Raw genomic sequence first — 22,963 nt, 5'->3', positions numbered from 1 at the left:
ACACCCCCTTTTATGGGGATTCTTACCCCGAAATTACAATTATGGTAATACGATCAACATTAATAGCGCAATAACCAATGAGTATAAACCTGTAGATTCTGTAACAGCCATAGCTAATAACATACGTGTAGTTAATGTACCAGCCATTTCTGGTTGTCTTGCCATAGCATCCATAGCATGGGCACCAACAGTACCTTCACCAACACCAGGTCCAATAGCACCAATTCCCATAGCTAAACCTGCACCTACAAATTTACCTAAATAATACAATCCAGTACCTAATGCAGCCTCACTTCCAGATTTTACTATTTCTTGTGCTACTTGTTCAACAGCCATTCTAATCTACCTCCTTACAAAATTTTATTATAATATGCTACAAATTCTTAGCTATATTTATTCTTCAAGCAAAGACCCCATATATGCTATTGCTAATAAAGAAAAAACAAATGCCTGTATTAATCCAACAAAAATACCAAAAAAGCCCCATAAAAATATAGGTAAAACAAAATATTTTAACATATAACTAATAATTAAAACTAATATTCCTCCACCAAAGATGTTTCCAAACAACCTCAACGAATGCGAAACAGGTTTTGCCAATTCACCAATCAAGTTTAAAGGTAATAATAATGGTGTTGGTTCAATAAACATCTTTAACCAATTAATTATTCCCTTTGCTGATGCTGCAAAAATATGACTGATAACAAGTACCATTACAGCAAATGTAGCATTTGTATTTAAATCAGATGTTGGTGTATACCATGTATCCGTAAACAAAGCTACTTTTAATCCGTCTCCAACTGGTGAAACATTTATACCAGGCATACCTGACAAAAGATTGGCTATTAATATGTATAAAAATAATGTTGTCGCAATTACATAAATCGGTTTTCTATACTTCGGATTTGGAACAGCATCTTCAACTAATTCCCAAAAATATCCAAGCAAGGATTCAACCAAAGCCTGTTTTTTATTAGGTATTAATTCAAATTTTACTCCAGCAGCAAAAATAATTAATATTAGTATAATAACACCTGACATAATAACCGTCATTGGATTAATAGTGTTCCAAAAAGTTGGAGTATCACCAAAGGAATATACCCATCTTAACCCAACACCTTCTAAATTTGCTGAAGGGAAAAATATAAAATTAATTAATCCCAATCCCACATAAATCAAAAAAAGAGTTAATAATGTCTTTTTCTGTCCTTGAGTCATATGTATTCCTCCCTGTTATTTTGGTGAAATAAGAGCCGCAAACTTCATATTCATTAAACCCAAAAAAGTTAAAAATAAACCTTCACTTGAAAAAAGCCCTGCAACAAGTAGGATTATACCAAAAAAAGCGTATCTAATTATATAACCTTTTAAAATTTTACGTTTGGGTTTTGTTAATAATGTTTTAATTTCCTCAGTTATCATTAAGATTCCCGCAATCGCTCCGACACTACCAAGAAAAATAAACAACGCAGTAATTTTATAAAAATATAACAAACTTAAAAATTCAATCATCGAAAGAATTATTATTTTTATTATTATCTCTTTTGCCTTCTTTTTTAGTTCTGAGTTCATTATCCTGTTTTTCTGCCTCCTTTAGCAATTCCATTATGCCATTATATAGTCCAGAAATTATCCCTAAAAATAAAAACACTATCTTCCAAATATCATTATTTGTTAAGGAAGATAACCCATAACCTATTAAATATCCAATAAATATATTAGCTAATACCGTTAGTGCAAAAAAAAGAATTAAGTTAAGATTAGCAAAAATCTTAACATCTATCTTATGATTTTTCATATTGAACTTTTTAAAACAACAAAAAATTCTTCAGAAAATTTATTATCAATATTCATAGGAAATCTCAACGATATTCCATCTTTTATAAAGATAATGTTATTTCCATGCATTATCGATGGTGGTGTAATATTTATCTTATACCCTAATTTTTCCAAATTTATTGCAATAGAACCAGAAATCATATTTCCTAATTCTCCCAGAGCACTTAAACTCATTTCATCCAGTTTTTCAACAGGCATGCCCATCATCATTTGAGAAACTATAACTTTTGCTGATTCAACAGACAATCCCATATGAATATTCCCATCAAGATCGCCTATAAAACCTATAGTAACAACAACTTCATAAGATCTATTATCCCCTTTATCTACAACAGGTTTTTGAATTACTATATCCATATTATTTGTTGCCATTTTAAAGGTTTTTGAAAAAGCATCTAATATAGAATTAATAACTTTTACATTCATAAAAAATCCTCCTTTATTTATTTCACAAATATTATACTATAATTTTAACTAAATTACAACATTATAATAATTTTCTCAATAGACAATTTTTCTGGTATAATTAAATATATATAATTATTATCTTTTATAATTATTATCTCTTTATTTTATTTAAAATTTTTTAAAAAGGGAGGGGAAAAAATGAGAGTTGGAATATTGACAGGTGGAGGGGATTGCCCTGGATTAAACGCAGTTATAAGAGGTATTGTTCATGCTGCAGGTGAAGGCTATGAAACTTACGGTATTCTTAATGGATGGAAAGGCATGCTTACAAAAGAAATGATAAAATTGGACAATGACGATGTTGAAGGTATTCATATATTAGGCGGAACTATATTAGGAACAGCCAGAGTTAATCCTTTTAAAGATGAAGAAAGCAGACAATTACTTGAAAAAAATTTTAAAGAAATGAAACTCGATGCACTAATTGCAATAGGTGGCGATGATACATTGTCTGTTGCTGCAAGGTTGTCCAGCTTAGGATACCCAGTTATTGGTGTTCCTAAAACGATAGACAATGATGTTTCAAACACTGATTATACTTTTGGCTTTCATACTGCCGTAAATGTTGGAGCAGATGCTATTGATAGATTACATTCTACTGCAAAATCGCATCAAAGAGTCATGATTGTTGAATTAATGGGAAGAGAAGCTGGGTGGATAACTATAGAAGCTGGTATGGCAGCTGGTGCTCACTTAATATTAATACCAGAATTTCCAATGACAATAAATGAAATTGTAAACTATGTGAATAAAAGAATGCAAGAAAAAAAATATATGATAATAGCTGTAGCAGAAGGATTTAAACCAACAGAATTAGAACAGGTGGTTGCTGATAAATCTACTATAGATGCTTTCGGACATATTAGACTTGGAGGAATTGCTCATTATTTGGCTGAAATTATTGAACAAAAAACAGGTTACGAAACAAGATCAGTTGTGTTAGGGCATTTATTAAGAGGAGGAACTCCTACTGCATTCGATAGAATTCTTGGGACAAGATATGGTGTGGAAGCCATGAATCTTGTAAAAGAAAAGGATTTTGGAAGAATGGTTGCTTTAAAAGGAAATCAAATTGTATCTATCCCACTAGAATATGGTGTAGCTACTAAAAAACTTGTACCTTTTGAATACTATAAGTTAGCTCAATTATTCTTTGATTAATAAGATAATTTAAATTATATTATAGAGGTGAATTTTTATAATGAATTATGCAGTAACTATAGGTACTTTCGATGGCGTTCATAAAGGACACCAAATTATTCTCAAAAAAACGCTTGAAGTTGCTAAAAAAAATAATTTAATCCCAAAAGCTTATATTATGAAATATCCTGCAACAAAATACTTTGGGAATTTTAAAGGGGTTATTTTACCTTCATATGAACGAGAAAAAATAATCCAAAGTATGGGTTTTGAAACAGAAATTTTCGAATTACCTGATGTAATACATATAACTCATGGAGAATATTTGAATTTTCTCGTAAAAGAAGGAATGAAAGCTATTGTTTGTGGAGAAGATTTTACTTTTGGGAAAGAAAGAAAAGGTGATGTTTCCTATCTTCTAGCTGAACAACATAAAAACAACTATTATGTTGAGGTTTTAAAAGATATAAAAACTTCTGAAACAAGGATAAGTTCTACGTTTATTAGGCGCGCTTTGCTATCGGGTAATATTGAAGAAGCAAATAACTTGCTGGGAAGGAATTGGACACTCGAAGGCCCTGTATATGAAGATAGACATATTGGCTTCAAATTAGGATTTCCAACTGCTAATATCAATATAAGATATAAGGAAGAAGTAATATATCCTCATTATGGTGTATATTTAGTAAAAGGCGGAATTAAAAATAGTTCATATAAATACTATGGATTAATGAGTGTTGGACTTCGTCCAACTTTTAATGAAAAAATAACTGAACCTAAAGTTGAAATTTATTTTTTAGATTATTTTGGAGATTTATATAATAAAATAGTAAAAATTGAGGTATTAAAATTCCTTAGAGAAGAAATAAAATTTAATTCAAAGCAAGAACTTATCAATCAGATGATAAAAGATGAGGACAATGCAAGAAAAATCATAAATAAAATAAGGTAGGTAATCCTACCTTATTTTATTTATTTTGCAAATGCACTTGCTATCCACGAACCTTGTGATTGCATCTGAGACACTGATTGTTCCATTGCTGAAAATTTTTGCCAATAATATGCTTCTTTTCTCTGCAGTTGATCAACCAAAGTTGTCATTCTTTTCGCAATATCCCTCATTTCGGTACCTATAGTACCAGTTGTCCCGGAAATTTGATCTATTGTTCCACCAAATTTTGTTGTATCCCAAACATAATCTTTAAATTGTATTGCTATTCCTTTATTGTTATCGTCTTCATAAGCGAATAATTTCCAGACTTCTTCAGCATTATTTTGAATAGCTTCTTTTAGTTTGCCTTCATTTATTTGTAAAATGCCTTTCATTGTATTTTCATAAGAGCCCCCAGCATCACCAGAATTAACACCAATATCATATAAAGAATTATATTCAGCATTCACATCAGAGGACCATGAAATAACCCCATATGCTATATCTCTTAAATTATAAAAAATATCCTGTAAATTTTCATCGCCTTTTAAAATACCCTTCATTTTATCTTCTTCTGATAATGTTTGACCTTTTTCAGCCTTTACTGGTTCTTCATTTAATTTATCATATATATAACCTATAACCTCATTATACTTATCTACAAATTCACTTATTTTATCATATGTTGCATCTGCATCTTGAGTTACCTGAACATCCACCCATCCACTGGATATTGATTTTAAATTTAAGGTTACATTATTATATTCTACAGTATTTCCCCATGTAGTTTTTGTCAAATCTGCAGTTCCATCTCCATCTAAATCAATTCCAACATTTGCTGCAGTACCTGCCGTAATAGTCCCCATATAATTCCCTGAATTATCTACCCAGGATAAATCATCTAAAAGATTAGTTTTGTTACTACCTGTTGAATCTCCATCTTCTATAGTAATTGATTGGGGGCCACCCTCTTTATTTCTAATCATCAATTTATCTTCATTTTCATCATACCATGCTACTACATTGGCATTGGAAGCATTTATTCGAGCAATTAAATCTCCCAATGTATCTGTTGAACTAACAGTAATTTCTGTTCCATTTATCCTTATTATCCCTGAAGCAACATCTGAACTTATATCGGATAATAATTTAGATGTGTTTATTGCACCAGCGTGCACAGTACTTTCAATATACCCAGCAGTTGCACCCCCTGGAACAAAATCTGAACCCTCTAAATTAAACACATCTACAAAATTACTTGTATCAGAAGAATCTCCCAATAAAACTTTTGATACAGTTCCTTCCATTCCAGCTTTTTCTTCTATTTTCAACTTCCCATTATCAAGTGAAGCTGTAAAATATGTTGAATTTGTATCTATTTGATTTATTATGTCACCAATTGTATCAGTACCAGAAAAACTAATTTGCGTACTTTCTAATACATTACCCGATGAATCCAATGCCTTTAAAGTAAATGTCCCGGCCACAGGCGTAGTTCTACCATCTAATTGATAGTATTGTGTTGTTAAATCAGGTATATTTCCTAATGTATTATTTGGAGTAAGGGCTGTTGAGGATGACAATGAATTAACTTTAACCTTAAAACTAACATTGCTTGCTGAAGTAGAAGCTGTAGCAGATAAAACATTCACATCACTTACCTGAACACTTTTAGGTATTAAATTACTTTTTAATTTAAATGTTGCAAGGAAGTCCCAAAAATCACTAAGTTTTGAGTCAACCTCTTTCCATGCTTTTTGCTTTAGCTGTAATGTGTCGAATTCATTTTGAAGTCTTTCTAATGGTTTTCTTTCTACAGACATTAATTGATCTATAATGGCTGATGTATCCAAACCACTTGCTACTCCTCCAAATTGGAAAGAGCCAAGATAACTATTTTCACTCATATTTTTTCACCTCCATATCTACGCACGTTCATCAAGAAAAATGCCTTCCAGCTTATCCAGCATTTCTGCCATCTTCACAGCTGTTTCTGGAGGAATTTGTCTAATAACTTTTTTTGAATCTTTGTCAACAATTTTAACAATTATCATATTTATATCATCGTTTACTTCAAACTTCACTTCACCCTTAAATATCTCTTTTAATTTGTTTAATTTCTCTTCAATTACTTTAGATAAATTCCTCGTATCGAGAGCATTATTTGATACTTGATGTTCCTGATTTTTGTTTACATTAGTCTTTGTAGTGGTTTTTTGACCGCTTTTTTTTGAAATGTCTACATCTTTAGTAAGTGAGTCTATAAAACTTGAAAAATCACCATTTATCCTGTTCATTTCTCCCATAATTACACCCCCATAGGAATCCTTTCCTGATTAAAACTTTCCTATTTATATATCGGACATATAAGGAATAATTATTAGCTTTTTTTATAATAATTTGTAACAAAATAATTAATAGTATCTTGAATTACAAAGTTTTCTACATAAACACCCAATGATACATAAGGTTTATTTGAACCATGATAATCACTACCTGCAGTAACTAATAGTCCATTTTTTCTTGCTAAATCTATGAGAAAATTTGTATAATGTGGATCACTTGAATAATGAAAACACTCTATACCATCAAGTCCATAATCTTTTAATTCATTTACAAGTATTTCCAGTTGATTGTTGGATAATCTCAATTTTTTAGGATGGGCTAAAACAGCTAATCCTCCAGCTTTTTTTATAGCTCGAATAGTTTTTTTAGGCGAAAATTTAAATCTCTCTATATAACATGATTTCCCTCTTGTCAAATATGTTTCTATAATCTGTGATACTGATGTGCCATATCCTTTCTTTAATAATATTCTTGCTATATGTGGTCTTCCTATAGTATATAAAGATAAACCCTCTAAATCTTCAATATCTATTTTAAACCCTTCTTTTTTTAATAATTCTATCATCAATTTATTTCTCTCTATTCTTTTATTATATATAATTTCAAGTATTGAATTTAAATAGTCGTTTTTTATATCTATATTATATCCAAGAATATCCATTAATGTTGGAAATTCCGCATTTATCTCAACCCCTGGAATATATTTTAAACTTAATTCATTTGCAAATTCAATAGCTTCATTTTGACCTTTTATGGTATCATGATCTGTAATAGAAAATATTTTTATTCCCAGATTTTTTGCTTTTTTAATAAGTTGTCGTGGAGATAACGTTCCATCAGAATAAGTGCTATGGCAGTGCAAATCCAGTAACATAAATTAAACTCCTCTCATAAAACTTCAACTCTATTTTTTCCATTATTTTTTGCTTTGTAAAGAGCTTCATCTGCTATTTTCACTAATAATTTTAATTTTGGTTCTTTTGTAATATTTGAAATAGAAGAAACTCCCATACTACATGTAATATTCATTTTTGTGTTTTCTAACAAATCCTTATTTATATCCTTCAATAATCTTTGGGCTATCTTTTTTGCATCATCAAGATTAGTATTAGGTAAAATAAGTAAAAATTCTTCACCACCATATCTACAAACCATATCAAAATCCCTTAAATGCGTTTTTAAAGATTTCACAAGTTCAACCAATACTTCGTCCCCTTTTTGATGTCCATATTCATCGTTTACTTTTTTAAAATCATCAAGGTCAATTAATATAACTGAAAAATCAAAGTTATATCTCTCATATAGTCCATATAGTTCTTTCAATTTATTTTCCATATATCTTCTAGTATATGCTGCTGTTAATGGATCTAAAATACTATGCTCATAATGAGTTATTTTATCCAGAATAGAGTAAAGGACATCTTCAATAATTATTATATTATCAAGGATTTCTGCAGCTTCTTTTTGACTCAATTCTATATTAGAATTAGCCAAATATATATAATATTTATAATCTTTATAATCAGATATATATGATAACTTTAATGGTTTTATAAGGAATTGATCTTTTTTCAATTCATTTTCATCTTTAAAATTAAAGTTATATTCAACTTCATAGTCATTTGTTATTATTCTTATCAAAATTTCATCAATTGGAAATATGTCTCTTAAATATTCTCCTATCTTATCCACAAGATATTTTGGAGAGTCTGATTTTAATAAATCTATAATTAGATTATTTATTTTTTCATATGATTTTATCCTTGAAATTAAATTATAATAATTATACTGATTATTTTTATATTTCAATGAATAATTTTCTTCATATATAAATGTTGGAATATTAAATTCATTCATTAAATATTTATTTATTTCTTCAAATTTATTTTTCATCATCAATTCATCATATATTTTTTGTGCCTTTCTTATATACTTTAAAGATTTGAATTTTTCTCTTTTTACATTATAAAAATAACCCAAACCTTCATATAGCAAAGCCAGAGATAGTTTTTTATCTTTAAACTCTTTGATTAATTCTATTGCCCATTTTTCATATTCATCGTTAAAAGAATAATTTGCAATTTTTTCAGAAGCTGTATTTATTAGTTCTTCTTTGAAATAAATCAGTGGATTATTTTTAAAAAATATCCATGAATCATAAATCTTTTTTTCATCACTTTCAAACACTACTTTATAAAGATTAATAAGAAAATCGTTTTTTAATATAAATTCTTTATATTTTTTGTTCTCAAAAAAGCTTTTATCTTTTTCAAAGATTGCTTTTAATACGTAAATATTATCATTTACCTCATTTATATTGCTTTTTAAAAATGGCTTATCTTTTATATAATTCTCCACTTTCCTTATATTACTATCAAGATTGGAATAATCTTTTGCATATAAAAAATAATAATTTTTTATATCATTTACAAGTATATAACTATTAAAATCATTATTTATTTTAGAATATTTTTCTGCTCTATTTACAATTTCAAAAAATTCTTTTATTTCCCCTTTATATAATTTATTATTAGCAATATTTATTAACACTCTATTATATGTCTGATAATCCCCTATTTCTTCAGAAATTTCAAGAACTTTCTTATTATAATATTCAGAAAGATTAGAATTTAAACTTTCATATAGTATTGCCATATTACTATATATTATCTGAATTAATCTTTTATAATTTACCTCCAAAGCTATACTTAACCCTTCATTATAATATTTTAAAGATAGTTCCGGTAATTCTGTTTCAAGTTTTATGCCAAGCATATTTAATAGCATACCTTTAATGGTTTTAAATTTTTTTAAGTGTGCATATTTTGAAAATATACTTTCAAATTTAAAATAATAATCGTAAATTTCTTCTTTTTTTAATTTCGAAAAATTTATATTTAGATAATAATAAATATATAATACTTTTTTATAGTCTGTAGTTTTTTCATCATTAATCCACTTAATAAGCATATCATTCAAAGTTTTCTTATCTGAAAACTTTAAGAATAAATATGCTATGTAACCATATACTTTACTTTTACTGATTAACTCAATATATTTTTTTATATCTTCATTATATTCATTAAAAAAATATTTTTTTGACAGATAAATTCCTATTGCTGAATAAGGAATATTATCTGTAAGATTTTTAATTTCATTAAAACCATAATCTATAAAACTCAAATTTTCCCATTTAAATAAAGATTCTTTCATTTTTTTTATAATTAAAGCTATAGTTGCTCTTATTTTGCCTGAACTTTTTAAATGAAATATTTTCTTTTTCAAAGAATCGCTTCTCTGACATAAATATACATGAATTATTCTTTTTTCTTCCTCTGATAAACTATTGTGAAATAAATCTTGATATATTAGATTAAAAAATCTATATTCACTGTTTTCTTTAAGAATTATATCTTTTTCAATTGCATATAAAATTGAGATATCAAATGACTTTTTGAAATATTTTTCAAGGTGTTTGATTTCATCTTCGTTAAATTTAAAACCCAGGAGAGAAATATATTTTAAGTCTTTTCTTATATCTTCAGGAATTCTTTTAATTTTTTCTATAGCTAAATCTATCAGTTTTTTATCCTTTAAATTTTCAGGATAAAACTCATACTTTCCATCTTCAATTTCTATTATTTTTAACATTACCAAATCTTTTACAATTTGAAAAATATGTCCTGGATATCCTTCTGATAAATTATATACTATATCGACTATTTCTGGATATTTTTTTAGGAATGTACTCGATAATAATATATTTAATAATATTTCTGTTTTTTTCTTATCAAAAGGTTTTAACTTAATATATTCAGTGTTTTCAAATCTTATAGTAGGTGAAATGTGGGATAGTAAAATAAAAGAAAAAGGAAAATCAAAATTTTTACTAATAATATCTTCAATAAAGTTTTTAAATTTAATATCAATCTCCTGATAATCATCAACTATTATTATTAATTTAAGATCTTCTTGATTTTTTTTCATTAAATCTATCAATTTTAAAAAGTAGAACACATTTAAGCTTTGTGGTATAGCAATATCCCCAGGAAATAAATCTTTAATATTAGATGCCTTTATCACAGTATATCCTAATTCTTTAAACTTAAATTCCATAAAATTTATTAGTCTTGTTTTACCAACACGTTGGTTACCATATATATAAATATGCTTTTTCCCTATAACTTTTAAAATTTTATCTCTTTCAATATCTCTATTTATAAAATGAGGAATCCTAATTTTCTCTTTTTTATTTGTATAATCAAAGGAATTTGTTAATAAATTATACAAGTCATGAACACATTCAAAGGTTTCATTTTTTATCTTATTAACAAAGTTATCGATTTTTTCATATTTTTTACCCATCAAAGAGTATAATTTTACTGCGAATTTAATCAATAAATCTATAACTCCATCTTCATTTTTCTTGTTATTTATAATTATTTTATCATTTTCTTCAGGAATAAAAATAGATGGAATCATAGTAACATTATTTGTTTCATCTATAAATATATCCTCTAAATAAATGTATGGAATAATAAGGTTAGAAGAATGTGTCAATCTATCCACTATATCAAAAACTGTATATAAAATATTATAATAAATTTCTTCATTTATCTCTATTTCTGTTATTGGAACTTCATTCCAATATTCAAAATTTATAGCATAACTTTCATTATCATACTCTATTTTTTCTGGTAAATTTATTCCAAACTCATTTAATGATTCTAATGTTTTTAATATTTTCAAATATCTCTCATATTGAAAAAAGAAGCTTTCCGTGATTCTTACACGGAAAGTTCTATTATCTATTATCTTTAAATATTCCTTGCCAAAAAGAGTTTCTCTCAAAAAAAACTGTAATTCTTCCAAAGCAATCGCTCCCAAAATTAAAATAAAAGTTAAAATAAATGATATATTTTAAATATAGAAACTGTAATCAAAGAGGTAACAGCCATTATTTTTATTAATATATCTAATGATGGTCCAACTGTATCCTTTAAAGGATCTCCAACAGTATCCCCTACTACAGATGCTTTATGTGCATCTGTTCCTTTTCCCTCGCCTTCTAAATTCCCATTCTCAATATATTTTTTCGCATTATCCCATGCTCCACCTGAATTTGCGGTATAAATTGCTAACATAACACCACTAAAAGTAGTTCCTGCTAATAAGCCTCCAACAAAATCCGTTCCAAATATAAATCCAGATATTAATGGAGTTAATACTGCAATTAAAGCAGGAATTTTCATTTCTTTTAAAGCTCCGTCACTACTGATCTTAATACATCTATTATAATCCGGTTTATTTTTTCCTTCCATCAATCCAGGTATTTCTTTGAATTGCCTTCTGATTTCTTCAACCATTTTTTCAGCCGCATTCACCACCGCATCAATTAAATATGCACTAAAAAAATATGGTAACGCTGCTCCAAAAAGAGCACCTGCTATAGTCCTTGGACTGATTAAATTAATATTTAAAAAACTTTTCAAATCCACTTGCATGGATGGGTTTATTTGTGAATATACAAATGATGCAAACAAAGATAATGCTGCAAATGCTGCTGATCCTATAGCAAATCCTTTACCAATAGCTGCTGTTGTATTTCCAACAGAATCTAACATATCTGTTATTTTTCTAACTTCAGGTTCTAATTCTGCCATCTCACTTATACCACCTGCATTATCTGCAACAGGCCCATAAGAGTCAACTGAAACCGTTGCCGCAACAAATGATAACATTCCCATAGCAGCCATAGCAACACCATATAACCCAGAAAAATAATCTGCTATTAAAATACCAAACATCAACATAAATACTGGATATAATACACTTTTCATACCTAATGCCATACCCTTAGATATTACTATAGCTGGTCCACCTTTAGCAAATTTAGCCAATTCTTTAGTTGGATGATACTTATCGCTGGTATAATATTCCGCTAATAAACCAATTAATATCCCTGAAAAAATACCCACTATTGCTGATAACCACGGAGAATAAACACCATATCTAAAACTCATTAATTTTAATTCATCATGAGGAACATCCTTTAAATACAATATACTTAAAAAAAATGTGAAAACTATTGTAAGTATTGCTGAAGAAAATAATGATATATTTAATTCTCTATGTGGATTATCAGATCCCTTTTTAAATATTACATATAATATTCCTATCATTGCACCAATAAGTCCTAATATAGTAAAAAAAAGTGGATATAATGCTAATTTAAAAGTTGTTATATATGAAATTTCTTTAACATCTCTAGAAATTAAAAAGCTTGCATATAATACCAATATGACTGATGATATTATTGCACCTATATAACTTTCCAACAAATCTGCTCCTAATCCCGCAACATCTCCAACATTATCTCCAACATTATCCGCTATTGTAGCAGGATTCCTCGGATCATCCTCTGGCAATGCCAGTTCTGTTTTACCAACTAAATCCGCCCCCATATCTGCAGCCTTAGTATATATACCTCCTCCAACTCTATCAAACATAGCAATAATAGAGCATCCAAGAGCATATCCAGAAATAGTCATTGCAAAAGGTATGTAACTTATCCCCAACCAATTTCTGATTACAACAATATTTTCTTTATTTAACTGACCTTTCCATATACCAAAAATTATATATACAAGTATTAATCCCAGTAACGCAAATCCTGCAACAGAAAGCCCCATAACACTTCCACCTTGGAAGGCTACTTTAAGTGTTTTTCCTATATTCTTTGTTTTTCTTGCCGTATTGGAAACACGAACATTTGCATATGTAGCCATTTTCATTCCTACATATCCTGCACTTCCACTCATTATTGCTCCAATTATAAAAGCAATTCCAACATTAATATCTGTTACAATCATCAAAATAACGGTTATAAATACAACATACAACCCTACAGTTTTATACTCGTGATTTACAAATGTTTTTGCACCTTCACGAATAGCTAAAGCAACTTCTTTCATTTTTTCTGTGCCTTCATCAAGTTTTAACACAGAATAATAATTAAATACTGCAAAACTTAATGCCAATAATGGTATTATAAGCATGTAATATAACATAATTTCCCTCCCCTCGCTATTTATGTTTCTATATATGTCAAACAATTTTATTGGGGAGTTACAAACATAAAATCTAATTAAAAAAAGTTATTTTCTCTATTTCATCTATCAAATCATATATAAAATCAAAATCAAACTGTTTTAATTCTTTTTTCATATTAAAAAATGCCTCTCTAAATAACATTTGTGAATTGCCAGATCTTATTTCAATAGCACATTCAAGCATGGCATTAAAAAGATCTGAAGCTCTTACATATCTTCCATATTCTGATTCAAAAGGATTAATCATATAATCTTTAAATCTTTTAAAAATCTTTTCTGTATCTTCATCACCTTTAAGCCATTCTTCAATCATTTCCTCTTCAATTCTTGAAATTATATCTTCCATTCCTTTTACTTTCTTCTTTGTTGGTGTAATTACATCTCCTGTAAATGCTTCTGGAAAATCATGTAATATACTTGCTATAATTATTTCATCAAGTAATTGTTCATCTGTATTTTTATTTAAAAAATAAAAAATAATTGAAGCTGCAACAACCATAAAAGTGTGTGCAGATACAGAATTTTTTACATTTCTATGGTTTTTGTTCCATCTATACATAGTAGTCATCCTTGTTGATATCTTTAAAACATAGTTTAATATATTTTCCAATTCATTTATATATGGCAAATTTAATCTTAATGTTCTTAATTTTTTTTCTGTTTCACGCTTTGGTTTCTCAAAATATTCTGGATATATTCTACTGTTAATCTCAATTTCTTTTAAAGACACCATCAAATCAATAAAATTAGTATATTTTTCAAACCCTTCCTCATACTCTGAATCAAAAAATTGTACTATTTTATTTTCTTTTAATTCCTCATAGCTTTTCTCAAGTACTTTTCCCCACATTTCCTGATTTTTCAATAATATTCTTTTTTTTGTATCAAGAGAAATATCCGATAATATAATTTTTGGCAATTCTTTAAAAATTTTTGCTCTTATATTAGTTGAAATAGAATAATCTTTCCCTTTTTTGTTTAAAAATTCTATTGTTATCATATTTAACAGCAAACTATGAAAAACATTATCTGCTTCAGTAAACCTTAGCAATGCTGGTCTATTATTCCAACGGTATATCGTAAATAAATTTGTTAAATCATATATACTTTCCCCAAGGCTCATAATATCACCCACAAATATCCTGAATTAGATTTAATAAAATTAAATCCTTTTTTTCACCAGTTTTTGCCATTCTATCATATTCCTCCAATTTTATTATAATATCCATAATCTCTTTTTTTGTGTATAAAATAGAATGGTTGGCATAAAAATTTTTTTCATTTTTAAATTTTACTCCTAAAAACTTTTTTACCCGCATCTTTGATACATTTGTTAACTGAGAAATCTTTTGAACCTCTGGCCAACTAAATTTTTTTTTCGTTTCTACATTAATTATAACACGATATAAATCAAAAAAATACTTAAAAAGATAGCCTAATAGAAAAATAATATTAAAGTCCGGTAAAGATAGAAAACTTTTTGCCATTTCAATTACTTCCTCTTTTCTTTTAGAAGATAACAAATATGAAAATTCTTCAAAATCCACATTTACATGCAAAAAACCTATTTCCTTAATATCTTTTTTCTTTATCTTCCCATCTGAATAAATTGATATTTTTTTTATCTCTTCAAATAAATAATTGTCATCTTTACCATATATTTCCAATATATAATGAATTGCGTCTTCATTAATCTCTTTGTTAAAAAATTGTGCAATTTCTTTTACATAATTCATCCATTTTTCTTCTTCCCAAGGTTTTGGTAAAACACATTCTATTTCTTTATCAAATTTAGATTTTATTTTAGTACTACTCATAATAATTAACTTTTCTATACTATCAGAATATATATCCTTTAATAACATTAAAATTTCATCCTGTTCTTTTTTATTAAACTTATCAAAATCCTTTATAATTAAAATCTTTTTATCTCCAAACAAAGAATTTGATAATATGTTACTTTTTATTTCGTTCAATGGATCTTGAGAATTAGGAGAAATTTTAACAATATCTAATTCTTTATTGTACAAACCTTTTAAAGTCATTTCTTTTTTTATATTTGAATCACCGTATATCAATATTTTTTTCATTTTTTCCATCTCCCAGGTATAATATTACATATTCCAATTTATTTATCTCATATGATGTATTTGGAAACTGTTTTACAACATAATCCCCTTTTCCAGATAATATTATTTTTTCCTCACTCACTCCCAGAGATTTCAAAATAAATAAAGCGTCTAATAAATTTTTATTTTCAAGATTTGGTAAATAATTTTTTATCATTTTTACTTTATTAGAATAATTAAATTCTTCCAACCTAAAAAATATATTTGTTGCTACTGGCGCTGCTACTTCACCACCATAATATTCTTTTTTGGGATCGTCAATAATAGAGACAATTGTATATTTTGGTTTAGACGCCGGGAAAAAACCTACAAATAATGAATAATACTTATCAGAATATCCTTTTCCAGCAACAGCTTTTTGTGCTGTTCCTGTCTTACCTGCTATTAAAACACCTGGCTTATATGCTTTTCTAGCAGTCCCTTTAAGCATAGTATATCTTAACCAATCTTTCATTAAATTAGCTATTTCAGGCGAAAACACCTGATAGCTCTGTGTAGTTTTATTTTCTAAAAAAGTTGGTTTTACATATTTGCCTTCATTAGCAAATACATTAAAAATAGATACCAATTGAATAGGGGTAACTCCTATTCCCTGACCTATAGCAATCTGATAAGGAGTTATTTTATACCACTTTTTTGGCTTGGCAAAAACACCCGAAATCTCCTTATTAAACTCTATTCCTGTTTTTTCCCCAAAACCTATTTGTTCAAGTTTATTATATAACCATTCTTCAGAAAAATTCTCCATTATCTTTTTCATCACTTTAACAGCAGCAACATTTGAAGAATATGCTATTGCGTCTTTAGCATCAAGACTGGTAAAATGATGTCCTTCAGCTTCTCCTATTGTAAAATTCACTCCTGGAACCGGAGATATTGTTGGAGTTAAAGAAAATTTTTGATATGGTGATATTAAATTTTCCTCAAGTGCAATAGAATATATTATAGGTTTCATTGTAGAACCTGGTTCAATATATCCCATAAAAGCCATATTCCAGGGATAATCAGAAACAACAGCTCTTACTTTTCCTGTTTTTGTTTCCATTATTATTACTGTCCCACCCTCAGCATTTTGGACTTTAATCATTTTTCTCAATTCTTCATAAGCAATTTTTTGCATTCTTAAATCCAATGATAATCTAATTTCTTTCCTGCTATTTAATAAATTATTATTGGATAGATAAGCTTCTATACCATACTCAGTTTTCCCATTTTCGCCTATATTTTTCCTTAAATCATATGATGTATTATAATTTCTTTCATATGTTTTATATATTCTACAATACCTTAAAATACTTTCCGGTATGTAAGTTTTTAATTCTAAAATATCATCATATTTTCCTAAAAGAACATATGGTTTTTCAAAATCACTCTCTTTTAAAAAAGTTACTAATTGAGACTTTAATTGGTCAAACTTATTTCTTTTTTTCATAGTTTTTAAATCCAGCCAGACTTCATAAATTGTTTTGTCAACAGCAATAATGCGACCTTCTTTATCTATTAAGGTCGCTAATTTTTTACTATTTTCATTTATTTTATAGTTTTTATTTATCTCATATGGTTTTAAAAATAAAATATAGGAAATTAATACGAGATATAGAACTATTATAGTGAGAAGGGTTATCTGTTTGCGAAACACAAAATTAATCTTCCTCCATTACAAGAAGAGCTTGCTTATAAAAATCCAATTCTGTATTAACCGTTTGAATTCTGGTGTGATAATCTGAAATTTGCGAATTCAAAATCGAAACATTATTCTTCAAAGTTTGAATTCTATTACCAAAATTTAATGTTGCGACTATAAACCCTATCATCATTATAATCAAAAAAGAAAAAATAACAAAAGTCATGGATAACCCTTTTGCTTTTTGCAATGTTTTTTGATTTATTGCTGGTAAAAACTTAAGACGTTTTTCCATAATTTAGCCCCCTTTAAATCCGTTCAGCCACCCTGATACGAGCACTCCTTGCCCTGGGGTTTTCATTTATTTCCTCCTCTGTAGGTAATATCGGCTTTTTTGTCAAAAGCTTTAATTTTTCGTGATTTCTAAAAAAATTCTTAACAATTTTATCTTCTAAAGAATGAAATGAAATAACACAAATTCTCCCACCTTCATTTAAAAATTCCGGAAATTTTTCAAGAGCAGTTCTAATATTGTCAAATTCTCCATTAACTTCTATTCTAATAGCTTGAAATGTTTTTGTTGCAAAATGCCTTCTCCTTCTATATCTTTCTTTTGGAGGTAATGCTTTTTTTATTGCATCTACAAGCTCAAATGTAGTATTAATTGGTCTTGAATTTACTATGCTTCTGGCTATTCGCCTTGCAAATTTAAATTCTTCACCATACTCAAAAATAATTTTAGATAACTGTTCTTCCGAATATTCATTAACCACATTCCATGCTGTAAAATCAGAATCAGTATCCATTCTCATATCTAATGGTTCATCCTGCATAAAAGTAAAACCTCGATTTTCTCCTTTTAATTGAAAAGTTGAAACGCCTAAATCCATTAAAAAACCATCAACCTTTTCTATTCCTAAACCATGCAAAACAATGTCTATATCTCTGTATGATGATTTGAAAAATTCTATATCATCTGTAATCTCTTTCAATCTTTTCTCTGCTATTTCAAGAACCTCATAATCTAAATCTACACCTATTATCTTAGCTTTTCCATTAGTTTTTTCATAAATTGCTTTAATGTGACCACCTTCACCTGTGGTACAGTCAACATAAACTCCATCTTCTTTGGTTATTAAGTTTTCTAAAACCTCATTAACCATTACACTCTTATGAAAATCTTCATATTTGCGCATATTACACCTCGCAATCCTTTTTTAAAAATTATATCATATATACTCCAAAAAACAAAAGAATCCAAAATAATTTTAAGGAAAAATTAAGGAGCCAGATATGGCTCCTTATTATATTTCCTCCGCAACTTCAAATTGAGAATTATATAATTCAGCATAAAATCCGTTTTTCTTTAGCAATTCTTTATGAGTACCTTGTTCTATAACATCTCCTTCATTCATAACAATAATAAGATTAGCCTTTCTTATTGTGGATAATCTATGAGCTATTACAAAACTTGTTCTACCTCTCATCAATCTATCCATAGCTTCCTGTACTTTTATTTCTGTTCTTGTATCCACAGAGCTGGTAGCCTCATCCAATATTAAAATCTTTGGATTTGCAAGAAATGCCCTAGCAATTGTTATAAGCTGTTTTTCACCTTGTGATATATTATTCATTTCCTCATTTATAACCATATTATATCCACCAGGCAACGCATGAACAAAACTATCAACATAAGCCATTTTTGCAGCTTCAATTACCTCTTCATCCGTCGCATCCAATCTTCCATATCTTATATTATCCATGATAGTTCCATTAAATAGCCATGTATCTTGTAAAACCATACCAAATATCGATCTTAAATCTTTTCTTGAAAATTTTCTAATATCCTGGTCATCTATTAAAATAACCCCATCATTAACATCATAAAATCTCATTAATAATTTTACAAGTGTTGTTTTTCCTGCGCCAGTGGGTCCAACTATAGCCGCCGTTTGACCAGGTTGAATTATTTCTGAGAAATTTTTTATAACAATTTTTTCTGGATTATATCCAAATTTTACGTTTTTAAATTCTACCTTACCCTTAATATTATCAATTTTTAATGGAATTTCCGCATCTTCGATTTCTTCTTCTTCATCTAAAAATTCAAACACACGTTCTGCAGCTGCCGCCGTTTGCTGGAAAACATTAGAAATATTCGCTACTTGTGCAATTGGTTGCGTAAAAGATCTTACATATTGAATAAATGCTTGAATATCTCCTACCTCTATAATTCTTTTTGCTGCAAACCATCCTCCCATAACAGCTACGACTACATACCCAAGATTCCCCACAAAATTCATCAATGGCATCATCATACTTGATAAAAACTGAGATTTCCATTCAGCATCGTACAGTTGCTTATTCATTCCAATAAATTTCTTAATACTTTTCTCTTCGCCATTAAAAGCTCTCATTATTACATGACCACCATACATCTCTTCAACATGACCATTAACATGTCCCAAAAAGTCTTGTCTTTTCTTAAAATATTTTTGTGAATGTTTAATAATAAACATCATTAAAAATCCAGATATAGGTAAAATTATAATGCTAACTAAAGTCATTTGCCAACTAATAGACAACATCATTACTAAAACTCCAATAATTGTTGTCAAAGAAGTAATTATCTGAGATAAACTTTGGTTTAAAGTATTATTTACTGTATCCACATCATTTGTTATTCTTGAAAGTATTTCTCCATGATTTGTTCCATCAAAATACTTTAGAGGCATTTTATGAATTTTATCCATAATTTGCTTTCTTAAATTATAAGTAACTTTCATTGATACACCTGTCATTAACCATCCCTGTATATAACCAAATAATGCGCTCAAAGTATATATCCCCAATAAAATAAACATAATCCTTCCTATATATATGAAATCTATACCATTAGATGTTCCCATTATTTTACCCATAATTCCTTCAAAAATTTTTGTTGTTACCTTACCTAAAATCTTTGGACCGATTATAGAAAAAGTGGCACTTATCATAGCAAATATAATCGCAATAATTAATGGAATTTTATATGGAGAAAGATATTTTATTAACCTTTTCATTGTTCCTTTAAAATCTTTAGCTTTTTCAACAGGCCCTCTCATCATTGGACCTCCACCTGGACCTCTATGTCTTTGTTGTGATTTTCTTTCACTCATGCTAACTCCTCCTCTGACAGTTGAGAGTAGGCAATCTCTCTATAAACCGGACATGTATTCATAAGCTCTTTATGTGTTCCTTTTCCAACTATTTCACCTTTATCTAACACTATTATCTGGTCTGCATTAATCACCGTAGAAATTCTTTGCGCAACTAAAATAATAGTGCTATCCTTTGTATATGATTTTAATTTTCTTCTCACATTTAAATCAGTTTTGAAATCTAATGCTGAAAAACTATCATCAAAAACATATATCTTTGCTTTTTTGGCTAATGCTCTTGCTATGGATAAACGTTGTTTTTGACCACCTGAAAAATTAACACCTCCTTGAGAAACTTCTTCTTTGAATCTTTTCGGAAGTTTATTAATAAATTCAAGAGCTTCCGCTATATCAGCAACTTTTTCCATTTCTTCATCACTTAAATTCTCATTACCATACTTTATGTTTGATTCTATTGTTCCACTAAATAATGTTGTTTTTTGGGGTACATATCCAATATATTCCCTTAATTCATGTTGTGTCAATTCTCTCACATCTATATCATCTATTAAAACCTGTCCTTCACTAACATCATAAAATCTTGGTATCAAATTCACCAATGTGGATTTCCCAGAACCAGTAGATCCAATAATTGCTGTCATTTGTCCAGGTAAAGCTTTAAAATTAATACCTTTCAGAGCATAATCCTCACCACCGGGATATTTAAAATATACATTCTTGAATTCCACAACGCCTTTTACTTTATTATTTAGAGTCTTTGGTTCTTCTGGGTCTTTTATTGATGGTTGAGTTTCTAAAACTTCTGCCACACGTGTTGCAGATACTGAAGCTCTTGGTAAAAAGATAAATATCATAGCCATCATCAAAAATGAGAAAATTATTTGCATAGCATATTGCATAAATGCCATCATATCTCCTACTTGAATATCAAAATTATTAACCTGATGTGCACCGACCCAAATAATCAGCAACATAACTCCATTAAGTACAAACATCATTGCAGGCATTAAAAATGACATTAATCTTCCAACAAACAATGATGTTTTTGTCAATTCCTTATTAACCTCATCAAACCTATCTTTTTCTTTTTCATCTGTATTAAATGCCCTTATAACCATCATACCTGTTAAATTTTCTCTTGAAACAAGATTTAGTTTATCAACTAATTTTTGTATTAACTTAAATTTTGGTAGTGCAAATGCAAATATAACAGAAATAACACCCAACAAAGAAATAACTGCAACCGCTATAGTCCAAGACATTGAAACACTTTTATCTAAAGCCTTAATAATACCTCCTATACTTAATATTGGGGCATAAAACATTATCCTTATTAATATAACCATAACATTTTGTATCTGTGTAATATCATTAGTTGTTCTTGTAATTAAAGAAGCTGTAGAAAACTTATCAAATTCTTCTCCAGCAAAATTTTCAACTTTTGTAAATAATTTTTCTCTAAGGTCTCTCGCCAATCCGCCTGCTGTTTTTGAGGCTAATAATCCCACCAATATTGCCGCAACTGCACCTATTAAAGTTATTAGAAGCATTATGCTACCAGATTTTAAAATATAATTTCTTTGAACTTTGTATAAATCAATTCCTACCTTTTCATATTCATCTTTAATAGCCATTATTAAAGATTGTCTTATCATTTCGTCTCCCATGACACTAATTTTTTCATAAATATTATTTACAAAATCCAATCTTTGTTGTTGAGGAACAAATATTAATAATTTAAATATATTTAATTTGCTATTTTTATTAATATTTAAGCCTTCTGTTTGACCTTTTTCTATTGCTTGAACAGCAAAAAAAGATTTAGCAAATATATTATTAAGTCCATTGGTATCTACAGTATCTTTTAAAACATATATTGGTTCTTTTTCTAAGATTGGATATTCTTTTGAATATATATCATATTTTTCACTACCCTTTTTTATATATTCATAGTTTTCAAGTACTTTTTTCTTATCTTCATTAGACATAAACAAAAAAAGATTTTTCATTTGACTGCTTCTAACAACCTTAGGAATAGTATCTTGTACCCCATTTTGTTGTATACCAACATTTACTATTTCAGACATATAATCTGGAAGAGCTAAATTTGTCATTGCCTGAATATATAGTAATAGAACCGCTAATATAAGAAAAAATGTATATGGCTTTAAATATTTTATAATCTTTAGCATTCTATCTACTCCTTTTCATTA

Annotated in this window: 18 protein-coding genes; 2 read left to right on the top strand and 16 right to left on the bottom strand. The window is 28.3% G+C overall.

Going from position 1 to position 22,963, the window contains the following annotated elements:
* Positions 1–39 precede the first annotated feature (39 nt).
* From JRV97_RS06925 to JRV97_RS06910, 4 genes are all read right to left on the bottom strand, one after another.
* Positions 40–336, bottom strand: coding sequence for a F0F1 ATP synthase subunit C (locus JRV97_RS06925; protein WP_047267521.1), 297 nt, complete (start codon positions 334–336; stop codon positions 40–42).
* A 57-nt stretch (positions 337–393) separates the two neighbouring features.
* A complete protein-coding gene (atpB, locus tag JRV97_RS06920; RefSeq protein WP_280997475.1) occupies positions 394–1,218 on the bottom strand; it encodes a F0F1 ATP synthase subunit A in 825 nt (274 codons plus the stop codon).
* Between the two features lie 286 nt (positions 1,219–1,504).
* Entirely contained in the window at positions 1,505–1,798 is a 294-nt protein-coding gene (locus JRV97_RS06915; protein ID WP_280997473.1) for an AtpZ/AtpI family protein, read from the bottom strand.
* Complete coding sequence (locus JRV97_RS06910) at positions 1,795–2,265, bottom strand: chemotaxis protein CheX (protein WP_280997471.1); 471 nt, start codon at positions 2,263–2,265, stop codon at positions 1,795–1,797. Before JRV97_RS06910 ends, JRV97_RS06915 begins: the two co-directional genes overlap by 4 nt.
* Positions 2,266–2,445: 180 nt before the next feature.
* Here JRV97_RS06910 and JRV97_RS06905 point away from each other — a divergent pair, with 180 nt between their 5' ends.
* Together JRV97_RS06905 and ribF are read left to right on the top strand one after the other, a co-directional pair.
* Positions 2,446–3,468, top strand: coding sequence for a 6-phosphofructokinase (locus JRV97_RS06905; RefSeq protein ID WP_280997469.1), 1,023 nt, complete (start codon positions 2,446–2,448; stop codon positions 3,466–3,468).
* Between the two features lie 40 nt (positions 3,469–3,508).
* Positions 3,509–4,399 carry a riboflavin biosynthesis protein RibF gene (ribF, locus tag JRV97_RS06900; RefSeq protein ID WP_280997467.1) on the top strand — a complete coding sequence of 297 codons (891 nt, stop codon included), beginning with the start codon at positions 3,509–3,511 and terminating at the stop codon, positions 4,397–4,399.
* A 20-nt stretch (positions 4,400–4,419) separates the two neighbouring features.
* On the opposite strand, the gene fliD is transcribed toward ribF, so the two are convergent.
* The 12 genes from fliD to JRV97_RS06840 all read right to left on the bottom strand — a co-directional run bounded on the left by fliD (position 4,420) and on the right by JRV97_RS06840 (position 22,942).
* Positions 4,420–6,285: a flagellar filament capping protein FliD gene (fliD, locus tag JRV97_RS06895; RefSeq protein WP_280997465.1), complete on the bottom strand. Its 1,866-nt coding sequence runs from the start codon at positions 6,283–6,285 to the stop codon at positions 4,420–4,422.
* An 18-nt stretch (positions 6,286–6,303) separates the two neighbouring features.
* Positions 6,304–6,684 (bottom strand): flagellar protein FlaG, encoded by a 381-nt coding sequence (locus tag JRV97_RS06890; RefSeq protein ID WP_280997463.1) that lies wholly within the window; start codon positions 6,682–6,684, stop codon positions 6,304–6,306.
* A gap of 74 nt (positions 6,685–6,758) precedes the next feature.
* Entirely contained in the window at positions 6,759–7,598 is an 840-nt protein-coding gene (locus JRV97_RS06885; RefSeq protein ID WP_280997461.1) for a PHP domain-containing protein, read from the bottom strand.
* A gap of 14 nt (positions 7,599–7,612) precedes the next feature.
* Positions 7,613–11,596, bottom strand: coding sequence for a GGDEF domain-containing protein (locus JRV97_RS06880; protein WP_280997459.1), 3,984 nt, complete (start codon positions 11,594–11,596; stop codon positions 7,613–7,615).
* A gap of 29 nt (positions 11,597–11,625) precedes the next feature.
* The gene (locus tag JRV97_RS06875; protein WP_280997457.1) at positions 11,626–13,794 is read right to left on the bottom strand and encodes a sodium-translocating pyrophosphatase; all 2,169 of its coding nucleotides are present in this window, start codon (positions 13,792–13,794) and stop codon (positions 11,626–11,628) included.
* A gap of 73 nt (positions 13,795–13,867) precedes the next feature.
* On the bottom strand, positions 13,868–14,959 hold the full coding sequence (locus JRV97_RS06870; RefSeq protein ID WP_280997455.1) for an HD domain-containing protein: 1,092 nt from the start codon (positions 14,957–14,959) through the stop codon (positions 13,868–13,870).
* Between the two features lie 4 nt (positions 14,960–14,963).
* Positions 14,964–15,926 (bottom strand): DNA polymerase III subunit delta, encoded by a 963-nt coding sequence (locus JRV97_RS06865; RefSeq protein WP_280997453.1) that lies wholly within the window; start codon positions 15,924–15,926, stop codon positions 14,964–14,966.
* A complete protein-coding gene (locus tag JRV97_RS06860; protein WP_280997452.1) occupies positions 15,901–17,604 on the bottom strand; it encodes a penicillin-binding transpeptidase domain-containing protein in 1,704 nt (567 codons plus the stop codon). The genes JRV97_RS06865 and JRV97_RS06860 overlap by 26 nt, the downstream gene beginning before the upstream one ends.
* A 4-nt stretch (positions 17,605–17,608) precedes the next feature.
* Positions 17,609–17,884 carry a hypothetical protein gene (locus JRV97_RS06855; RefSeq protein ID WP_280997450.1) on the bottom strand — a complete coding sequence of 92 codons (276 nt, stop codon included), beginning with the start codon at positions 17,882–17,884 and terminating at the stop codon, positions 17,609–17,611.
* A 13-nt stretch (positions 17,885–17,897) separates the two neighbouring features.
* On the bottom strand, positions 17,898–18,785 hold the full coding sequence (gene rsmH, locus JRV97_RS06850; RefSeq protein ID WP_280997448.1) for a 16S rRNA (cytosine(1402)-N(4))-methyltransferase RsmH: 888 nt from the start codon (positions 18,783–18,785) through the stop codon (positions 17,898–17,900).
* Between the two features lie 108 nt (positions 18,786–18,893).
* On the bottom strand, positions 18,894–20,747 hold the full coding sequence (locus tag JRV97_RS06845; RefSeq protein ID WP_280997446.1) for an ABC transporter ATP-binding protein: 1,854 nt from the start codon (positions 20,745–20,747) through the stop codon (positions 18,894–18,896).
* Positions 20,744–22,942: an ABC transporter ATP-binding protein gene (locus JRV97_RS06840; protein WP_280997444.1), complete on the bottom strand. Its 2,199-nt coding sequence runs from the start codon at positions 22,940–22,942 to the stop codon at positions 20,744–20,746. The genes JRV97_RS06845 and JRV97_RS06840 overlap by 4 nt, the downstream gene beginning before the upstream one ends.
* Positions 22,943–22,963 lie beyond the last annotated feature (21 nt).

The organism is Marinitoga aeolica (assembly GCF_029910535.1).
In the GTDB taxonomy this organism is placed as follows: domain Bacteria; phylum Thermotogota; class Thermotogae; order Petrotogales; family Petrotogaceae; genus Marinitoga; species Marinitoga aeolica.
This window is presented reverse-complemented; position numbering and strand designations above follow the sequence as displayed.